The organism is Pseudomonas sp. JL23, from assembly GCF_056933585.1.
The window spans coordinates 4,410,680-4,429,120 of the sequence record NZ_CM167795.1 but is presented as its reverse complement, the minus strand read 5'-3'; the positions used below and the strand labels follow the sequence as shown (position 1 = coordinate 4,429,120).

The window sequence follows — 18,441 nt, the reverse complement described above, 5'->3', positions numbered from 1 at the left end:
GGGCAGGTGGCCGGTAGCACTTTTAACGTGGCTGTTTAATTGCGTTGAATTATTAGCCTGGAAATAATCAATCAATGGTTGATGGCAATAAACACTGTTGTTTTTCACGGTCGCGACCTCCCGCCACCCTGAATATCCATGGCAGCCCGGCTTTAGAAAATCAGATTCTCAAGGTGACAAGGACAGGCTCTGGCGAGGGTTTGTCTTGTCTCAGGCGCGAAACAGTGGGGGATCGGACAGCTCTAATCCAGACCTCGGGATGAGTTTCGGAAAAGTCCTGCGTAGTTAGGGAAGAGTCCTACAAATGACCCACGGATAGCTGCGACGCAGACGTTGGCATCGCACTGCTGAAATGCAGATGTGCCAGATACGCATGTGAACATGTGCTCTCCCTGACTGGTATTCCGACGTGCCCTAAATCGAAGGGTCGGCTATTCGTTTTCGCAGCAGTAGTCACGTCATGAGTACAGTGGATGAAGGTGTCACGTCGAGGGATGCTGGCCGGCCTGGTGGCCGCCGGTGTAGTGCTGCCTGCCGGCTGGTACGGGCGGCAGAAGTGGAACCAGGTGCAGGAAGCGGAGCTGAGCAGCGACGAGCCTGCGGTGCCGGTCGATGACTTGCCCAATGCTTTTTTGGCCGAGCGTCTGGTGGGTATCTGGGACTGGCAACTGGTGGACGCTCACCCGGCGCTGGCCGCTCTGGCCGGCCCGCTGGAGCTGTTGCTCGATGTCGGTCAGGGCGCCCGTGCCGTGCGTGGCTATCTGGGGCGTGCGCCTTACGCGGATGATGGCTTGCAGGTGTATGGACCGCTGGCGGCCGAGCACTTGCCGACGCTGCGCTGGAAGTTGGTCGCCCCGTCAGGCACGGCCTATGACTGCGACGCGGTGCTGGATGAAATCTGGGGTGACTGGAGTGAAGGGGGTGGCGGCGCGACGATCAGCGGGCAGGTTCGCGTGGCCGGGACCCAGCCGGGCTACTCAGGCCCTCAGGCGCGTTTTGTCGCCAGTCGCCGACCCTTTGTCGAAGCCCGTGAGCGCCTGCCCTTCGTTGCCGCCTTGCATGAAGACCTGATCTCGCCGCAACGGCGCTACTACCACCAGTTATGGCACGCCAGTCGTGATCGCTGGCACCGTATCGATGAATCGCGCCGTCAGATGATCCGCGCTCTGGGCTGGCAGGTCGGCCCACTGGGTAAGGAGCGCAACGCCCGCGGCCATGATCGCCATCGCAATGGCTCTGGCGAGGACTTTCTGTTCATGCACCGGCATATGCTCCATGGCGTGCGCAAGGTTCAGGACCTGCGTTCCTGGCCTTGCATGCCGGCGCCGCGGCCTTATCTGGGCGACGGCACTCAGGCCTTCGTCGATTACCTCAGCAACCGCACGGGCTACAGTGTTCCGCCCACTTGGTACGCCAGCGGCGACGACGCCTTCAGCCAGTGGTTGTATTACCTCAAGAGCAATCAGGGGCTATACGCCAATTTCCAGCTTTGGGAGGCCCAGTTACACGACCCGCAGTGCCTCAGCACGCTGTGCCTGGGCGAGCTGGGGTCGCGCATCGAACTGGGTATTCATGACTGGTTGCATATGCGCTGGGCCGCCCTGGGGCGTGACCCTGACTCGGGTTTGCCCATGGCCTATGCGCGGCGCAACTATGACTTTGCCGACCGTTGGTTTGGTGCGGGCAATGATTTTCTCGGCGATCCGTTTTCCTCCCATGTAAACCCGGTGTTCTGGGCCTTCCATGGCTGGATTGATGACCGCCTCAATGACTGGTTCCTCGCCCATCAGCAGGCCCATCCCGGTGAGGTACTGCCGCTGACGGTCAACGGTATCCCCTGGTTCGCGCCGGGGCGCTGGGTGCGCGTGGCCGAGCCCTGGCTCGGCCCTTCCCGGGAAGGCTGCGGGGCCTGGGGCCTGGGTAACGGCGGCGGCAGTGACAAACTGGATATCGAGACCATGAAGCTGGCCTTGCAGGTGATTTTCAGCCCCGAGGAAGAAGCCGACCGCCTGGCGGGCCGAGTGCCACAGCGACCCTGGTATGGCCGCCATCTGGCGGCGGGGCCGAGCAAGGGTGGGTTGTAGGCGCTGCGGCAGGTTGCGACAGCGTTGGGTCAGATAGATCCATTCGCAGCCTTCGGCAGCGCCTACGGAATACGCATACTGCGAGGTCAGCGCTTGTCCGCCATCGACGACAGACTCCAGCCACCTCCCAGGGCCTTGTACAGCGCCACACTGGCTTGCAACCGGTCCTGCCGTAGTTGCACCCGATCGGCCTGGGCGCTGAACAGGCTGCGTTGGGCCTCGAGCACGCTGAGCAGGTCTTCGGCCCCCGCGCGGTAGCGACTTTCGGCCAGGTCGAACGCGCGTTGTGCCTGGGTCAGTTCTTCGTTCTGCCAGCGCGCTTGGCGATCCAAGCCATCGACCCTGTTCAGGGCCTTTTCCACCTCACCGAAGCTGGTGATCAGCACGCCACGGTACGTATCGAGCAGCTCGTCCTGGCGGGCGATGGCCTTGTCGCGCCCGGCACGTAGCTGGCCGTTATTGAAGATCGGCGCGGTAATGGCTGCGCCCAGGTTGAATACCGGGTTGCGGGTGAGATCGACCAGTTGCCCATCACCGGTGGCCAGGCCAGCGGTCAGGTTCAGTGTCGGGTATAACGCCGCCCTGGCCACGCTGACATCGGCCTGGGCGGCGGCCAGCCGCGCTTCGGCACTGGCGATGTCGGGGCGGCGAGTCAGCAACTGGCTGGGTATGCCGCTGTCGATGGCGGGGCCGGTGATCTGTTCGAAGGGTTGCTCATCCAGACTGAGATTCTGCACCGGCTCGCCGAGCAACGTGGCAAGGGTTATCAGTGCTTCACGCGCCAGTTGTCGATAGAGCGGCAACTGGCGTTGTTGGTTGGCGACCAGGCTTTGCTGCTGGGCCAGTTCCAGGGCTGTGGCGGAACCGGCCTGATAACGGTTGCGTACCAGCGCGAGGATTTTCTCGGCGTTGTTCAGGTTGAGTTCGGCAATCCGCGCCTGCTCACGGGCGGCGAGGGTGGTCAGGTAACTGTCGGCGACGCTGCCCAGCAGGCTCAGCTCAAGGGTGTCGCGATCAAAGGCAGAGGCTTGCAGGTTGTACTCGGCACTGTCCCGGGCCGCCGCATTGCCGCCCCAGAAGTCCACCTCATAACTGGCGGTCAGGCCCAGGTTGAAGTAGTGGTAGGTGCGTTCGCTGCTGGAAGTGTCGAGTTCGTTGTAGCCCTGGCCTTTGAGCAGGCGTTGGCGATAACCATTGGCGCTGGCATCGAGCTTGGGCAGCAACGTGCCGCCAGCGATGCGTACATCGGCGCGGGCCTGACGGACCCGGGCCATGGCGGCCTTGAGGTCGTGGCTGCCCTGACGCGCCTGCTCGATCAGGCGCGTCAATTGCGGACTGTTGAAACTGTTCCACCATTGCGGGTACTGCGCGGCTGCCGCAGCGGGTGTTTGCCAGCGCGTGGGTGGTGTGATGCCGCTGTCCAGAGGCACGGGCGCCTGACTGCAGGCGCCAAGCAGGATCAGCAGAGGGAGCAGGGCGAAAGGGGCTTTATGCATGATTATTCACTGGTCAGGGCGGCAACCGGATCGAGCCCGGCGGCTTTGCGCGCCGGCATGAAGCCGAAGATCACGCCGGTGGCGACCGAGCAGGCAAAGGCGCCGAGCATGGCCAGGGAGGAAAACGCCACGGCCACATCGGCCAGGGTCAAGGCGCTGCCGATCAGCAGGGCCAGAGCGATACCGATCAGGCCACCGACCAGCGACAGCACCACGGCCTCGGTCAGGAACTGGCGCAGAATGTCGCGCTGGCGGGCGCCGGTGGCGATGCGAATACCGATCTCGCGGGTGCGCTCACGAACCGTCATCAGCATCACGTTCATCACGCCGATGCCCCCGACCAGCAGGGATATGGCGGCAATGGCCCCGAGCATCAACGACAGGCCGTTGCGGGTATGGGCTTCGGCCTGGATCAGGGCGGCGCTGTTGTCGATTTCGAAGTCGGCCACACCGTTGTGCAGGCGCAGCATCAGGCTGCGGATGGCCTGTTCGGTCTCGTGGACCAGGGTGCTGTCGGCCGCGCCGATGACCACATACTCCGGGTATTCGGTGCCGGACAGGCGAATGCGTGCCGCCGTATAGGGGATGGCAATACGCAGGTCATTGCGCTGGTTGGCGCCGCTGGAGCCTTTGCTCGCCAGTACGCCGATGACCTGGAAGGGTACATTTTCGATCAGGATGTACTGGCCGACCGGGTCGCGCCCATCGACGAAGAGTTTTTTCTTCACTTGCGAGCCGATCACCGCCACCGCTGCGGCGCTGGTCATGTCGGCGTCGGTGAAAAAGCTGCCGGCGGTCAGCGGCCAACTGAATATCTTCGGGAACACCGGGCTGTAGCCACCGATGGTCGAGGTCATGTCGCGGTTGCCGTAGCGCACCTGAGCCTTGAGGGTCGTGGCCGCCATGATGGTCCTGACCTGGGGCAGGTCAGCCAGGGCCCGGACATCGCTGAGACGGATATGGCCGCTGGGCGCTCGGGGAGCCGGTGGCGCGCCGTTCATGAACAGAATATTGGAGCCGAAGGCACCCATTTGGGCCATGACCTGGCGCTTGCTGCCTTCACCCACCGCGAGCATCACCACCACCGAGGCGACACCAATGATGATGCCCAGCAGGGTCAGGGCGGTGCGCATGCGGTTGGTCCACATCACCCGCCAGGCCGCTTGCAGGGCATCGCGGGTTTCCCCGAGCCACGGGCTGCGCTCGGTGTTGGCCAGGCTCAGGCGCCGACGCAGGTCATCGGCGTGCAGGGCGCCTGCACCCGGCTCGGGCCTGTTCTGACCGGTGCCACTGTCGCTGATCACCTCACCATCGCGCACTTCGATAATGCGCTGGGCCCGGGCGGCGACGTCACGGTCGTGGGTAATCAGGATGACCACATGGCCCTGGGCGGCGAGTTCGTCGAGCAGGTTCATGACTTCGACGCCGCTATGGCTGTCCAGCGCCCCGGTGGGTTCGTCGGCGAGAATGATGTGGCCGCCGTTCATCAGGGCGCGGGCAATCGAGACCCGTTGCTGCTGACCGCCTGACAGCTGGCGTGGGCGATTGCCGGTGCGCTCGCCCAGGCCAAGGCGTTGCAGCAGGGCCTGGGCACGTTCGGCGCGCTGCAGTGCCGAGGTACCGGCATAGATGGCCGGCATTTCCACGTTTTCCTGGGCCGAGGAGGAGGGGATCAGGTGATAGCCCTGGAATACGAAGCCGAACGCCTCCCGGCGCAACCACGCCAACTCGTCGATGTTGAGCAGCGCGACGTCTTCTCCGGCGAAGCGGTACTGCCCCGACGTCGGCCGGTCCAGGCAGCCGAGGATATTCATCAAGGTCGATTTGCCCGAGCCCGAGGCACCGACAATGGCGATGAATTCACCGGCGTGAATGGCCAGATCGATACCGCGTAATACATCGACCTGGGGGCTATCGCCGCCGCCGTAGGATTTGCGGATGTCGATCAGTTCAATCAGTGGCGTGCTCATTCAACCCCCGCTGCCGGTGGGGCTGATCAGCAACTTGTCGCCTTCCTTCAAGCCGTCGAGAATCTGCACGCGCAGACGATCACTCAGGCCGGTACGCACCTGGCGCTCTTCGATCTCGCCGTTGGTGGCCAGTACCTGGGCGGTTTGTCGGTCGTTGCCCTGGCTATGGAAGGCCGATATAGGCGCGGTCAATACGTTCTGCGCGCTGCCTGAGACGAAGAACACCTGGGCGGTCATATCCGCCATCAGCGCGTTATCGGCGTTGTCCACGTCAAGCAGCACGGTGTAAAGCACCACTCGGCCACCGCTGCTGCCTGAGCTGCTGCTGGAACTGCCTGCGGCGGAGGCCGGGCTGCCACCGCCCTGGTTGAGTTGGTCCAGGGGTTTGGGGGGGATCGGCAGGATCTGTCGAACCGTACTGGACCAGCGGCGCCCGCCGCCGCTCAAGGTCGTGAAGTAAGCCTGCATGCCAGCCTTGACCTGGCCGATATCGGCTTCCGAGACTTCGGCCCAGACCGTCATGGGCGACAGCTTGGCGATGCGCAGGATCAGCGGGGTACGCTGCTGGGCATTGAGGGTCTGGCCGACCCGGGCATCTACCGCGACCACGGTGCCGCTGATGGGCGCGTAGATTTGCGTGTAGCCCAGTTGCGCCTCGGCGCTGCGCAGGGTGGCCTGGGCCTGGAGAATCTGTGCCTGGTACATGTCGATGCGCGCCTGGGTGGTCAAGACCTTGGCCTGGGCGGTCTGGACATCTTCCTCTCGCGTGGCGCCATCGACGGCCATGCGTTGCTGGCGACGCAATTGCTGTTGGGCCAGCAGATGCTCGGCGCGTTGTTCCTTGACCTGTGCCTTGAGGGTTTCGATGGCGAAGCGCTCGGCATCCAGTTGGGCCTTCTGGGTCGAGGGATCGATTTCCACCAACAACTGGCCTTGCTTGACGGTGTCGCCAACTTCGACATGCAGTGTACGAATCTGCCCCGACGCCTGTGCGCCAACATCGACGTATTGCCGTGGTTGCAGAGTGCCCAAAGAGGTGACGGCAGATTCGATATTGCCCCGGGAAACACTGACGAAAGGTCGTTGATCCGGCGACTCGGGCAATAGCCTCCAGGCAGCGAACGCAGCGGCGGGGATCAGGCAAAGCACAACGGCGACAGCGCGGCGGGTAAGGCGGGGAGGAGTCATGCAGGGTTCCGGCCAGTAGGTGGTCCGCTGTCACGAAGGAGCAGCGTCGGTAACTGCCGGTTAGACGAAAGAAAGGGAGGGGAATTTAGGTGCTTTAGAGCGATGTGGAGGCAGTTGCTGACGGTCTTTTTGAAAGTTTATGAGAATTATTATAATTTAGGGGGGCGATGCCATTAAATGGCCTGCATTGCATTCCCTTCTTCATCGAACACTCAAGGAACGCACCTTCGATGCCAGTCCTGCTTGACCACTACTACCGGGAGCTCGTGGGCTATCTGAGCGCGCGACTTGGCAGTCGACATAACGCCGAGGACATTGCCCATGACGCCTATGTGCGCATGCTCGAACGTCGCGGCGAGGTCCAGGTCAGCCATCCACGGGCGTTTTTGTACCGCACCGCGCAGAACCTGATGGTCGATGCCCACCGACGTAATGTGGTGCGTCGGGTTGAGCCCATCGAGGTGCTGGAAACCGACGAGCGTTTCTTCGTCGCGCCTGCCCATGTCGGCTCGGTAGATGAAGAGCGCCTGGCCTTGATGCGCAGAGCGCTGGCTGAACTCAGTGAGCCGTGTCGACAATGTTTCCTGCTGCGCAAGCTCGAAGGCCTGTCGCACCCGGAAATTGCCGAGCGGCTGAATGTGTCCAGGGCCATGGTCGAAAAGCACATCGTCAATGCCATGAAGCATTGCCGCGTGCGCATGCAGCAGTGGGCTTAAGGGGCGGCGCGCTTGCTGCGGACCACCGTCTCGCCTTTCTCGTTACTGCTCAGGTACACCGGCAACACTTTGGGCAGCGTCTGTACGAGTGCGGCAACTTCCTGGGTGTTGTAGATACCGCCAACCCGCAGTTGACCGGTGGCCCGGTCACCAAGGTGGATCGGAACAGCGAGATAGCGATTGATCTGCGGCAGGGCATCGCTCAGGGACAGATCGCGCAGGATGAGTTTGCCGCTGCGCCAGGCCATGGCCTCTTCGGGCAGAGCGGCGCTGACTTGCGGGCTGATCATCTGCGCGGTGTAGCGGGCCTGCATGCCCGGTGACAGATAGGCCAGCTGATCGGTCCTGTTGCGGTCAGCCATCACCTGCACCGACCCCTGTATCAGGGTGACGACGACCTCGTCCTGATAGGTCCATACATTGAATTTGGTACCTGTTACCCGAATCTGCCCGCGTCCGGCATTGACCAGGAACGGGTGGCTTCCATCGTGACGCACGTCGAAATAGGCTTCACCCTTGTTCAGCGTGACGCTGCGGCGATCCTTGAAATTGGCGAATGTCAGCTGGCTGCCCAGGTTCATCTGCACTCGCGAGCCGTCGGCCAGCACGATGTCGCGCAGTTGCGAGCCGCTTTCGAAACTCTGGTAACTGTCAGGAATGACATTCAGATGCCAGCCGATCAGCCCGGCAATGGGCAGGGCAAGCAGCAAGGCAGCAGCCATTAACGGGCGCTTGAATGTGCGTCGTGGCAGCGGTTGTGGCTGGGCGGGTATGGGGGGGGCAGTGGGCGAATCAGTCGGCAGGAATTCGCTGATGGTCCAGATTTCCATCATGGCGTCGAATTCACGCTTGTGCGCCGGATCACGGTCGAGCCACTGATTGAGTTGCTCGCGTTCCTGTTCGCTGAAGTCGTCTTCATTGACGCGCATGCACCAATGCGCCGCTTCATCGCTTAGCGCGTCTTGGGAAGAGTCTGAAGCGGAAGGAGTGGGCATGAAAAATTACCGACTGACTGATCTGGTCGTACAGCGCCATTCTTTTAATGTGTATGTAGATAATTATACAGTTAAATATTATTCAGGGTGACGGCATATAGCCATGATTGCACAGGATGTCGATGAGCGACCAGCCCGGCTGTCGTACCAGGAAGATACAGGTTAGCCGGGCAATGGGGCGTCAGGGCGTGGAGGTGAGAGGCGGGAGCGGCTTAGGGCTTAATGAGTGTGGGCGGACTCGACGAAGTTCTTGCAGTGGACCAGCGCGTCGCGAATCATGAAGTTCACCAGGGTCGGCGAGACGCCCAGTTCGACGGCTATATCTTTCTGCGGCTTGCCGTGCACCCGATACATGACAAATGCATAACGCGTGCGCTCGGGCAGTTGTGCCAGTGCGCGATCCACTTTGCCCAATGTCTGACGGTCCACATTGATCGACTCCGGATTAGACACCTGCGGCGCCGCATTCAGATTCTGCTCGTCGTTGACGAAGTACCGTTGCTCCATCGACTGCTTGCGATAGTGGTCGATGGCCAGGTTGCGCACGATGCGGAAGATGTAATTGAGCCGGGCATTGAAAGGCAGCGTATCGGAGGTCATGGATGACACCCGGATATAGGCATCCTGAACAACATCCTCGGCGCGGCTATGGCAGCCGGTGATCCTGGCAGCGGTCTTGATCAGGCTTGCGCGGTTGGAAATCAATGTCTGAAGCAGGGATGGGAATCCGTTTAGCCGAAGGTCTGTGATGCCTGAGTCCTGCATGATGTTACCTGCGCGGTCGAGGTTGACAGAAAATGTATCCGTACGTTTCGGCGGCAAAAGTAAGTCTGTTGCTTATCATTGTCAAATGGGAATTAATCCTATTAATAGATTATTTTCGCTTTCCCATAGTGCCAATTTCGTCGCAGACCACGGCTTCATGGGCTAAAACAGGGCGTTTTTCCAGGAGTGGGTCGCTTTTAAAAAGATCTGAAGAATGTGACTAAATTCCGTAAAAGCCTGCTCGTTCCCTGAACAGAGATTTCCCCCGCCAACGCGGCATGCGTTCAAGGAGCCATCGTGCATCCGCTATCCCTGCAAACCCTGGCCCTGGCTTCCTGCTGTTGTCTGGCTCTCAGTGCCGTGAATGCTGCCGAGCCGCCGGGCAAAGCCGTTATCAGCTGGTCGTCCCTGGGCGTACCGCACATTCAGGCCGCCGATGATCAAGGGCTTGGCTACGGCATCGGCTACGCCTATGCGCGGGACAACCTGTGCCTGCTCGCCGATGAAGTCGTCACTGTCAGTGGTCAGCGCAGCCGGGTACTTGGCCGCACCGGCCGCTCGTCCGTGGGTCAGGACAACCTGACCTCCGATATCTTTTTCCAGTGGCTAAACAGCGCGGAACAGGTACAGGCGTTCTGGCAGGCGCAGCCAGTGGCCATGCAACAGCGCATCGCCGGTTATGTCGCCGGATTCAACACGTATCTGTCACAGACCCCGGCCAGCCAGCTACCCGAAGCCTGTCGTAACGCCGGTTGGCTGCGTCCCCTGGTGAAGGAAGACGCTGTGCGCCTGGTGCGGCGTCTGCTGGTGGAAGGTGGCGTCGGCCGTTTTGCCAAGGCGCTGGTCAGTGCGGCGCCACCGACGTCGGCTCAGCCAGCAGTGGCTTCCGGTTCAATCGTCGCCGAGTCCCTGGTCCGGTTGCAGGACTTCGCCCAGACCCGTGGCAGCAACGCCATCGCCGTGGGGGGCGCGCGCAGCGAGAACGGCCGAGGCTTGTTGCTGGCCAACCCACACTTCCCCTGGAGCGGTGGCCTGCGGTTTTACCAGATGCACCTGACCATCCCTGGCCAACTGGATGTCATGGGCGCCGCGCTACCGGGCCTGCCTCTGGTCAATATTGGCTTCAACCGGCACATGGCCTGGACCCATACGGTCGATCAGTCCAGCCATTTCACCCTGCATCGTCTGCAACTCGACCCGCAGAATTCGCAACGCTATATCGTCGACGGCCACAGCGAAGCCATGGGCAAGCGGCCTGTTCAGGTGCAGGTTCGCGAGGATGACGGCAAGGTGATCAGTGTCAGTCACGATGTCTATGAGTCGCGCTTCGGCCCTGTGGTGAGTCTGCCGGGCTTGATGCCCTGGGACGCCCATCAGGCCTATGCCCTGCAGGATGCCAACCTGGGCAATGACCGCATCCTGGCGCAATGGGATGCGATGAACCGCGCCCACAGCGTCGTCGAGTTGCAACAGGCCATCACCGACTTGCAGGGGATTCCCTGGGTCAACACTCTGGCAGTGGATGACCGCGGCGGGGCGCTGTACATGAATGCCGGGGTCATTCCCAATATGCCCCTCGCCAGCCTGGCACAGTGTGCTGATCCGGCGCTGGTCAAGGCCGGTTTGCCTGGCCTGGATGGCAGCCGTTCGGCCTGTAACTGGCAGAATGATCCGGGGGCGCGGCAGGCGGGTATTGTCGCGGCCAGCCATCTGCCGCAATTACTGGGCAATGATGTGCTGCAGAACTCCAACGACAGCGCCTGGATGACCCGGCCCGCTGCACCGCTCACAGGGTTTTCGCCGTTGATCAGTCGCAGCGACCGGCCGCTGGGTCTGCGTGCACGGTTTGCCCTGAGCCGCTTGCAGCCGTTGGGCGAGCGACCGGTCTCGGCGGACTTTCTCGCAGAGCTGGTCACCGGTAACCGCGTGTATCTGGCTGACCTGGTACTGGACGACATCCTGGCGTTCTGTCGTCGCCAGACTGATGCGGCTGTCCGGCCAGCCTGTACGGCATTGCAGGGCTGGGATCGTCAGGCGCAGACCACCAGTGGCCTGGGGCCGTTGTATTTCCAGTGGGTCATGGCCGGCCTGCAGGCCGGGGGCGACAGCTGGCGCCAGGCGTTTGCGGCCGGTGATCCGGTGCGTACCCCCAGTGGCCTTGCCTGGGAACGCCCCGAGGTTGCCGCACGTCTGCACAAGAGTCTGGTCGATGCCAGTACCCGTATGGCGGGCCTGAACCTGGCAGCCGACACCCGCTGGGGCCAGTTGCAGACCGTGGTCCGTGACAGGCAGCGCATCGCCATCCCGGGAGGTGACGGCAAGCTGGGTATCTATAACGCGATTACCGTTGAGCGCAACGGCGCCGGTTTTGCTGTCGACGGTGGCAGCAGCTACATCCAATTGGTCAGTTTCGACGACAACGGACCGGTCGCCCGGGGCCTGTTGGCGATGTCCCAGTCCAGCGACCCGGCGTCCGCGCATTTCAAGGACCAGACGCTACTGTTCTCGATGCAGCGATGGCGGCCGCTACCCTTCACCCCTGAGCAGATCAAGGCCGATGGTGTGCAGCAGACAATGGAGTTGAAATAAGCCCGGTTGCCGGTGAGCAGATAGCCTTGCTCACCGGCATAGCGGTCAGCCGCCGAAGGTCAGCGTGCCCTTCATCATGGTCGAATGGAACGGGTACGAGCAGAAGAAAACGTAGTTCTCGCCGGACTTCAGGGTGGCGGTGTCGAAGGTTGCCGAAGCCTGTTCGCCACCCCCGATCAACCGGGTATGGGCCAGCACGCGCAGATCTCCCGGTTGTAGATAGTCGTCGGCTTCTCCCGCCTTGGAGCCGTCTGCGGTAATGGCGGGCATGTCCTCCTTCTTCGCCAGCACCCAGTTATGGCCCATCACATTCTTCGGCAGCGTACCGGGGTGCAGCAGGTTGACCGTGAATTTCTTGCAGCTGGCGGGTACGGCGATGGTCTTGAGGTCGTACGTCATCTGGTCGGTGCCATGAATATCCACTGCACAGGGTTCGGCCGACCAGGCGAGGCTGGACAGGCTCAGGGCGGCGAGGGCCAGGGTAGGGCGCAGCATAGAGTTCTCCGTGAGTAGTCGAGGGGTATGCCCTTAGCAAGACGAAGCTCGTTCGCTGCGCTTTAACCTGTATATAAAGAAGCGAGCTGATGAACGCGGTGTGCCAGGTCAGGCATACCGGCCCCCTCGCGAACACGTTCGCTTCTATCGACCGCGCACCGACCTGAGTCAGTGACTGCCTTTGCAGCACCCTCCTGAAGCAAATTCACTCCCATGAAACTAATTCAAGTACCTTGAATTGGCATTGCTACCGATTGGCACACTTCATGCTCTTGTATCTGTATTCAAGTAACTTGAATATAAATCCTGTCGATTCAAGGGGAGCCAACACCGATGAAACGCCACGCACTCAAAGCACTGTCCCTGTCACTGATTACTCTGTTCGCCGTGTCCATGGCTCAGGCCGATGACTTGTTGCAGCGGATCAAGGACAAAAAGGAAATCGTCGTCGCCACCGAAGCGCGCTTCGCGCCTTTCGAGTCGGTGGAGAACGGCAAGATCGTTGGCTACGGCGCCGACCTCATGCACTACGTGCTAGATGCCGACCTGCCGGGGGTCAAGGTGCGTCAGCTGGATCTGCCATTCCAGGGCATCCTGCCGGGCCTGGACAGCGCCAAGTTCGATTTCGTGGTGACGTCGGTCACGGTGAACAAGGCGCGCTTCGAGCAATTCGCCTTTACCGTGCCGATTGCCGAATCCACTGTGGCCCTGCTCAAGCGCGGCGATGACAACAGCCTCAAATCGGTGGGCGACCTTAACGGCAAGATCATCGGCTCCCAGGCCGGCTCCGGTCAGTTGGCGGTGTTGCAGGCCTTCAATGCCAAGCTCAAGGCCGAAGGCCAACCGGGTCTGGCGCGGATCAAGGAATACGTAAGCTTCGATGAAGCCTATGCCGACCTGGCCAATGGCCGTCTCGATGGCGTGGCGCAGTCGTTGTCCAACCTCGGCCCGCTGATGAAAGCCCGCCCCGGCGTATTCAGCACCTTGCCGGAAATGGTCGGCCCGACCACGTATTTTGGCTGGGTAGGGCGCAAGGGCGCCGACAGCGCCACCCTGGTCAAGCTGTTCAGTGACGGCATCGCGCGCGCCAGTGCCGACGGCACCTTGAAGAAGCTCCAGGACAAGTGGTTCGGTTTCGGCATGACCCTGCCGACCGATGCCATGCCGGTTCCGAGCATCTGAGTGGCCTGGCTATGAACGATTTCACCACACGGCTGGCGTTGTACTGGCCCGCCTTGCTCGATGGCGCCCTGACCACCTTGTGGCTGTGCGCCGCAAGCATGGCCCTGGGGTTTGTCGTTGGCGTGCTGATCCATCTGATCGGTACCGGCAGCAGCCGCAGCGGGGTGGTCTTCGCCAGGGTGTACGTGAGCTTCTTTCGCGGCACGCCGATGCTGGCGCAGCTGTTGTTGCTGTTCTACCTGCCGTCGGCACTGAATATCGATGTGCCGCCGCTGGTGGCTGCCGGTCTGGCCCTGGCGCTGAACACTGCGGCCTACCAGTCGCAGATCCTGCGCAGCGGTTTTGCCGCGATCCCCAAAGGGCAACTTGAAGCGGCGAGGGTGTTCTCCATCGGCAAATGGCAGACCCTGACCCGCATCCAGCTGCCGCAGGTGCTGCGGTTGACGTCACCTGCGTTGATCAGTGAGCTGATCGACGTGATCAAGGTCTCGGCGGTGGTCTCGGTGATTTCCATTACCGACTTGATGCGGGTTAGCCAGCAACTGGTGTCGCAGACCTATCGCCCGCTGGAGGTTTATCTGGTGGCGGCGGTGTTTTACCTGGCCCTGACCAGCCTGCTGAGCGTGCTTGGCCGGTTGCTCGAACGCCGTTGGCAGGAGCGCGCCTGATGCACGAATTATTGAGTTATCTGCCCGACTTCGGCGAGGCCCTGCTGGTGACCCTGGGCATCAGCCTGGCCGCCGCAGCAGTGGGGCTGCTGTTGGGTTTTGGTCTGAATGCCCTGCGCCTGGCGGTGCCGATGCTGGCCGGTGTGTATGGACTCTACGTGTGGTTGATCCGTGGTACGCCGTTTCTGGCGCAACTGGCGGTGATCTATTTTGGTCTGCCGGTGCTGGGCCTGCGCCTGGAAGCGGTCGAGGCCAGTATCCTCGCCCTGGCGCTGTACAGCGCTGCTTATTTTGCCGAGCTGTTTCGTTCGGCCTGGGCCAGCGTGCCGGGTGGTCAGGTCGAAGCGGCGCGGGTCCACGGTCTGTCCCGGCGCCAGGCGTTCTGGCATATCCAGGCGCCCCAGGCCTTGGGTTTTGCCCTGCCGTTGCTGGGCAATCAGGTGATCCTGATCATCAAGGAAAGCGCGGTGACGTCGATCATCACCGTGCCCGAACTGACCCTGACCGCCGGGCGCATCGTTTCCACCACTTTTTCCTACGTCGTGCCTTACGCCTTGCTGGTGCTGAGCTACTGGCTGCTGACCACTTCGGTCGCAGCCGTGGCCGAGTACCTGGGGCGACGGGCGACGCGCCATCTGCGAGGTTGATGCGATGAGCCATTTACCCCTCCTGCAACTGCTCGGTGTCGGCAAGTCCTACGGGACCAACCGGGTACTCCAGGGCTTCGAGCTGTCGGTCCAGGCCGGTGAGATCGTCTCGCTGATCGGCCCGTCCGGCTCGGGCAAGACCACCGCCTTGCGCTGCATGAACTTCCTTGAAACCTATGACGAGGGCGAAATCTGGATCGACGGCCAGTTGCTCGGCTACAGCGGCCCCGGCCGCACCGTCAGGGACCGCGACAGCGACAGTCAGATAGATGAAGTGCGCAAACCACTGTCCATGGTCTTTCAGCAGTTCAACCTGTGGCCGCACATGAGCGTGCGGGAAAACGTCATGGCGCCGCTGGTACTGGGCAAGCACATGAGCAAGGCCGAGGCCCGCACCCTGGCCGATGCCGCCCTGCAGCGGGTAGGGCTGGCGGCCAAGGCTGATGCCTACCCGGCGCGATTGTCCGGTGGTCAGCAACAGAGGGTCGGCATTGCCCGGGCATTGGCGGTCAAGCCACGGCTGATGCTGCTCGACGAGCCGACTTCGGCTCTTGATCCGGAACTGGTCGAGGAGGTCCTGCAGGTGATCCGCAGCCTGGCCGACGACGGCATGACCATGGTCATGGTCACCCATGAGATGAGCTTCGCCGCGCAGATTTCCAGTCAGGTGGTGTTCATGGAAGCCGGGCAGATCGTCGAGACCGGCGAGCCGGGAGCGATGTTCCAGGCGCCCAAGACCGAGCGCCTGCAACGCTTTCTCAAACCCTGGTTCAACCGCAGCCTGTCGCCGCGCGTGGAGGCTTTGTCATGAGTGCTCAACAGGCAATGGACGCTGTTTCGGGACGGCGCCTGCAAGCTCTGCTCGATACCCTGGCCACCTTTGGACCGGGCGAGCAGGGCGGCATGAATCGCCAGGCCTTGTCTGAAGAAGACTTGCAGGCCCGGGCCTGGCTGATCGCCCAAGCGCACCAGTTGGGTTGCCAGGTCTGGACTGACGGCTGCGCCAATCTGTTTATCCGCCGCCAGGGCAGGGAAGATCTGCCACCGGTGATGACCGGCAGTCATATCGACACACAGCCCACTGGCGGCACCCTCGACGGTTGCTACGGTGTGATGGCCGGCCTGGAATGCCTGCATGCTCTGGAGGCGGCCGGGATACGTACGCGCCGGCCAATCGAAGTGGTGGTCTGGACCAACGAAGAAGGCAGCCGCTTCAGCCCCGGAGCCATGGGTTCCAGTGCCTATGTCGAACCTGAGCGCCTGGCGGTCTACCGCAATAACCTCGATGCCACGGGCGTTTCGGTGGGTGAGGCGCTGGACGCTCACACCGTGCGTTTTCCTGATCTACCGCTGCGGGGAAAAATCCCTGCCCATGCATTTGTCGAGTTGCATATCGAGCAGGGCCCGGTGCTGGAGCAGGCCGCCGTTCCCTTGGGCGTGGTGACCGGTATTCAAGGCGTGCGCTGGTATCAGGTGCGCTGCAAGGGCGCTTCGGCCCATGCCGGCACCACGCCCATGCACATGCGCCGCGACGCCATGCTGCTGGCCATGGATGCCGCACGGCGCATTGATGCCCTGGCCGATCAATTGGCCACCGAGGACAAGCGCCTGACCTTCGGCCGCTGGAATGTCCTGCCCAATGCGATCAACACCATCGCCAATGAAGTCACGTTCAGCATCGATTTTCGTCATGCCGACCCTGCGGTATTGGCGGCCTTCGATGCGCAACTGCCGGGCTGCCTGCCCGGTGATACCGAACTGAGCAGCCTGTTCAGCCATGCGCCCACGGCTTTCGACCCGACTGTGGTCGGGGTGCTGGAGCAGGCCTGCACGGCCACCGGCCTAGCCCATCAGGCCATCCGTTCCGGTGCTTTTCATGACGGCATGTACCTGGCCGGGCACTGTCCGACCGGCATGCTGTTTGTCCCCAGCCGCGCGGGCATCAGCCACAACCCGCTGGAATTCACTGAACCCGCGCAATTGCTTGCCGGCACCCAGGCACTCGCCTGGAGCCTGGCGGCACTTGCCGAACAACCGTAAAACCAAGGAGTCCTCCATGACCAGCATCACTCACGCTCATGACTACCCGGCCTGCTGCCACACCGACAACGGCAATTCCCTGGGCATCAACGCCACCCTCGGCGAGCCGATTTCCGTCGACGGCACGCCGGTGCTCGGCGAGCTTTATACCGTCCCGGCCCGCTGTGGCCGTGCCGTGCTGCTCAAGGCCGGTCAGGTCATCAAGATCATTAACACCCACGGCACCCAGGTGTGTGACACCTGGCTGTTCAATCTCGAAGACATGAGCGAATTCCTCTCCTTGGAACACGCCCGTGCCCACTGCAACAGCATCATCCCCAAGCCCGGCGATGCCCTGTTCAGCAATCGTCGCCGCGCTATCGGCACTTTGCTCAACGACACGTCGCCGGGCATCCACGACACCCTGATGGCCGCCTGCGACTTGCATCGCTACACCAACCTGGGCGTGGTCGGCTATCACGACAGCTGCGCCGACAATATGCGCCTGGCTCTGCAAGCCATCGGCCTGCGCTCCCGTGAAGTGCCGCAGCCGTTCAACCTGTGGATGAACATTCCGGTCAAGCCGGACCACAGCGTCGAGTGGCTGCCACCGGTGTCCAAGGCAGGCGACTCGGTCGAGATCCGTGCCGAAATGGACGTAGTGGTGGTAATGTCCGCTTGCCCGCAGGACATCGTACCGATCAATGACCTGAATCCGGTGGAAGTGCACTTCTCGGTGCAGGCTTGATTTGCAAGTTGGATAATGCATAAACACTCGAATGGCGCGGTTTTGTTGGAGCCAGGCTTGCACGCGAAATGTTCGGAACATCCGATGCATTTTCTGCATTGGAAATACCGCCTTCGCGGGCAAGCCACGCTCCAACAGTTCTCGCCCTGCCGCGCGATAGCGCCGAGTCAGAAATACCGTGATCAGCAAGAGGAATGCATGACCAAACCCAGCAAGACACCCGCCAAGGCCCTGCACACTGATGGCCTGCCCAGCCTGGGCGTGCGCCTGCGTCATGCCCGCAAGGTGGCGGGCCTGACGCTGAAGCAGGTGGCTGAAGTCGCCAGTTGCTCGGAAAGCCTGATCTCCAAACTGGAAAACGACGCTGCCTCGCCCTCCCTGGCCATGTTGCACCGCCTGGCCCAGGCCCTGGGCAGCAACGTGTCCGAGCTGACGTCCGAAGACTGGGTATCGGACGAACCGGTGCTGCGTGCCGGGGCGCGTCAGGTCAGTCGTTTCGCCAAGGGCGGCAAGGCCGGCTATATCGACCTGGAGCGGGTGACTCATCCGCAGAAAGGCGGCCTGTTGCAGGGCGACATTCATATCATCGCCCCGGGCATGGTCAGCGAGATGATCGAGCATGCCGGTGAAGAAATGGGCTACGTCATCGAAGGCAGCCTTGAACTGACGTTGGGTGAAACCACTTACACCCTCAACCCGGGTGATTCGTTTCACTTCCCCAGCAACGTCGCCCACGGCTACCGCAATGTGAGCCGCGAGATTGTGCGGATTCTCTGGGTGAATACGCCGGCTACTTTTTGATCGTATGTTTAAGCATGATCTGCACGCGTCCTTGAAACTGTGTGCAGAGTACCTGTAATTTGGCTGCTTGAATTATAG

Annotated in this window: 16 protein-coding genes; 10 read left to right on the top strand and 6 right to left on the bottom strand. The window is 61.9% G+C overall.

Features of this window, described 5'->3' with window-relative positions:
- Window positions 1–473 precede the first annotated feature (473 nt).
- A complete protein-coding gene (pvdP, locus tag AC1Z24_RS20590; RefSeq protein ID WP_483742463.1) occupies window positions 474–2,084 on the top strand; it encodes a pyoverdine maturation tyrosinase PvdP in 1,611 nt (536 codons plus the stop codon).
- An 86-nt stretch (window positions 2,085–2,170) separates the two neighbouring features.
- On the opposite strand, the gene AC1Z24_RS20585 is transcribed toward pvdP, so the two are convergent.
- The 3 genes from AC1Z24_RS20585 to AC1Z24_RS20575 are packed head-to-tail and all read right to left on the bottom strand — an operon-like array spanning window position 2,171 to window position 6,738.
- Window positions 2,171–3,580, bottom strand: coding sequence for an efflux transporter outer membrane subunit (locus AC1Z24_RS20585; RefSeq protein ID WP_483742462.1), 1,410 nt, complete (start codon window positions 3,578–3,580; stop codon window positions 2,171–2,173).
- A gap of 2 nt (window positions 3,581–3,582) precedes the next feature.
- Window positions 3,583–5,550 carry a MacB family efflux pump subunit gene (locus AC1Z24_RS20580; RefSeq protein ID WP_483742461.1) on the bottom strand — a complete coding sequence of 656 codons (1,968 nt, stop codon included), beginning with the start codon at window positions 5,548–5,550 and terminating at the stop codon, window positions 3,583–3,585.
- Window positions 5,551–6,738, bottom strand: coding sequence for an efflux RND transporter periplasmic adaptor subunit (locus tag AC1Z24_RS20575; RefSeq protein WP_483742460.1), 1,188 nt, complete (start codon window positions 6,736–6,738; stop codon window positions 5,551–5,553).
- 230 nt (window positions 6,739–6,968) lie between these two features.
- On the opposite strand from AC1Z24_RS20575, the gene AC1Z24_RS20570 reads away from it, so the two are divergent.
- Window positions 6,969–7,454, top strand: a complete 486-nt coding sequence (locus AC1Z24_RS20570; RefSeq protein WP_483742459.1) for a sigma-70 family RNA polymerase sigma factor — start codon at window positions 6,969–6,971, stop codon at window positions 7,452–7,454.
- Here the strand turns inward: AC1Z24_RS20570 and AC1Z24_RS20565 are convergent.
- Window positions 7,451–8,383, bottom strand: a complete 933-nt coding sequence (locus tag AC1Z24_RS20565) for a FecR family protein (RefSeq protein ID WP_483742458.1) — start codon at window positions 8,381–8,383, stop codon at window positions 7,451–7,453. The genes AC1Z24_RS20570 and AC1Z24_RS20565 overlap by 4 nt on opposite strands.
- Window positions 8,384–8,668: 285 nt before the next feature.
- On the bottom strand, window positions 8,669–9,214 hold the full coding sequence (locus AC1Z24_RS20560) for an RNA polymerase factor sigma-70 (RefSeq protein ID WP_259109598.1): 546 nt from the start codon (window positions 9,212–9,214) through the stop codon (window positions 8,669–8,671).
- Window positions 9,215–9,511: 297 nt separating this feature from the next.
- Between AC1Z24_RS20560 and pvdQ the strand changes: the two genes are divergently transcribed.
- Window positions 9,512–11,803, top strand: coding sequence for a bifunctional acylase PvdQ (pvdQ, locus tag AC1Z24_RS20555; protein ID WP_483742457.1), 2,292 nt, complete (start codon window positions 9,512–9,514; stop codon window positions 11,801–11,803).
- Between the two features lie 45 nt (window positions 11,804–11,848).
- Here pvdQ and azu read toward each other — a convergent pair whose 3' ends face one another.
- Window positions 11,849–12,298: an azurin gene (azu, locus tag AC1Z24_RS20550; protein ID WP_483742456.1), complete on the bottom strand. Its 450-nt coding sequence runs from the start codon at window positions 12,296–12,298 to the stop codon at window positions 11,849–11,851.
- Between the two features lie 333 nt (window positions 12,299–12,631).
- Here azu and AC1Z24_RS20545 point away from each other — a divergent pair, with 333 nt between their 5' ends.
- The 7 genes from AC1Z24_RS20545 (at window position 12,632) to AC1Z24_RS20515 (ending at window position 18,363) form a co-directional block, all read left to right on the top strand.
- On the top strand, window positions 12,632–13,480 hold the full coding sequence (locus AC1Z24_RS20545) for a transporter substrate-binding domain-containing protein (RefSeq protein WP_259109590.1): 849 nt from the start codon (window positions 12,632–12,634) through the stop codon (window positions 13,478–13,480).
- A gap of 11 nt (window positions 13,481–13,491) precedes the next feature.
- A complete protein-coding gene (locus AC1Z24_RS20540; RefSeq protein ID WP_483742455.1) occupies window positions 13,492–14,148 on the top strand; it encodes an amino acid ABC transporter permease in 657 nt (218 codons plus the stop codon).
- The gene (locus tag AC1Z24_RS20535; protein ID WP_483742454.1) at window positions 14,148–14,795 is read left to right on the top strand and encodes an amino acid ABC transporter permease; all 648 of its coding nucleotides are present in this window, start codon (window positions 14,148–14,150) and stop codon (window positions 14,793–14,795) included. Before AC1Z24_RS20540 ends, AC1Z24_RS20535 begins: the two co-directional genes overlap by 1 nt.
- A 4-nt stretch (window positions 14,796–14,799) precedes the next feature.
- Window positions 14,800–15,606, top strand: a complete 807-nt coding sequence (locus tag AC1Z24_RS20530; RefSeq protein WP_483742453.1) for an amino acid ABC transporter ATP-binding protein — start codon at window positions 14,800–14,802, stop codon at window positions 15,604–15,606.
- On the top strand, window positions 15,603–16,835 hold the full coding sequence (locus AC1Z24_RS20525) for a M20 family metallo-hydrolase (RefSeq protein WP_483742452.1): 1,233 nt from the start codon (window positions 15,603–15,605) through the stop codon (window positions 16,833–16,835). The genes AC1Z24_RS20530 and AC1Z24_RS20525 overlap by 4 nt, the downstream gene beginning before the upstream one ends.
- Window positions 16,836–16,851: 16 nt before the next feature.
- Window positions 16,852–17,562: a DUF1989 domain-containing protein gene (locus AC1Z24_RS20520; RefSeq protein ID WP_483742451.1), complete on the top strand. Its 711-nt coding sequence runs from the start codon at window positions 16,852–16,854 to the stop codon at window positions 17,560–17,562.
- A gap of 198 nt (window positions 17,563–17,760) precedes the next feature.
- Window positions 17,761–18,363: a cupin domain-containing protein gene (locus AC1Z24_RS20515; protein ID WP_483742450.1), complete on the top strand. Its 603-nt coding sequence runs from the start codon at window positions 17,761–17,763 to the stop codon at window positions 18,361–18,363.
- Window positions 18,364–18,441: the final 78 nt, after the last annotated feature.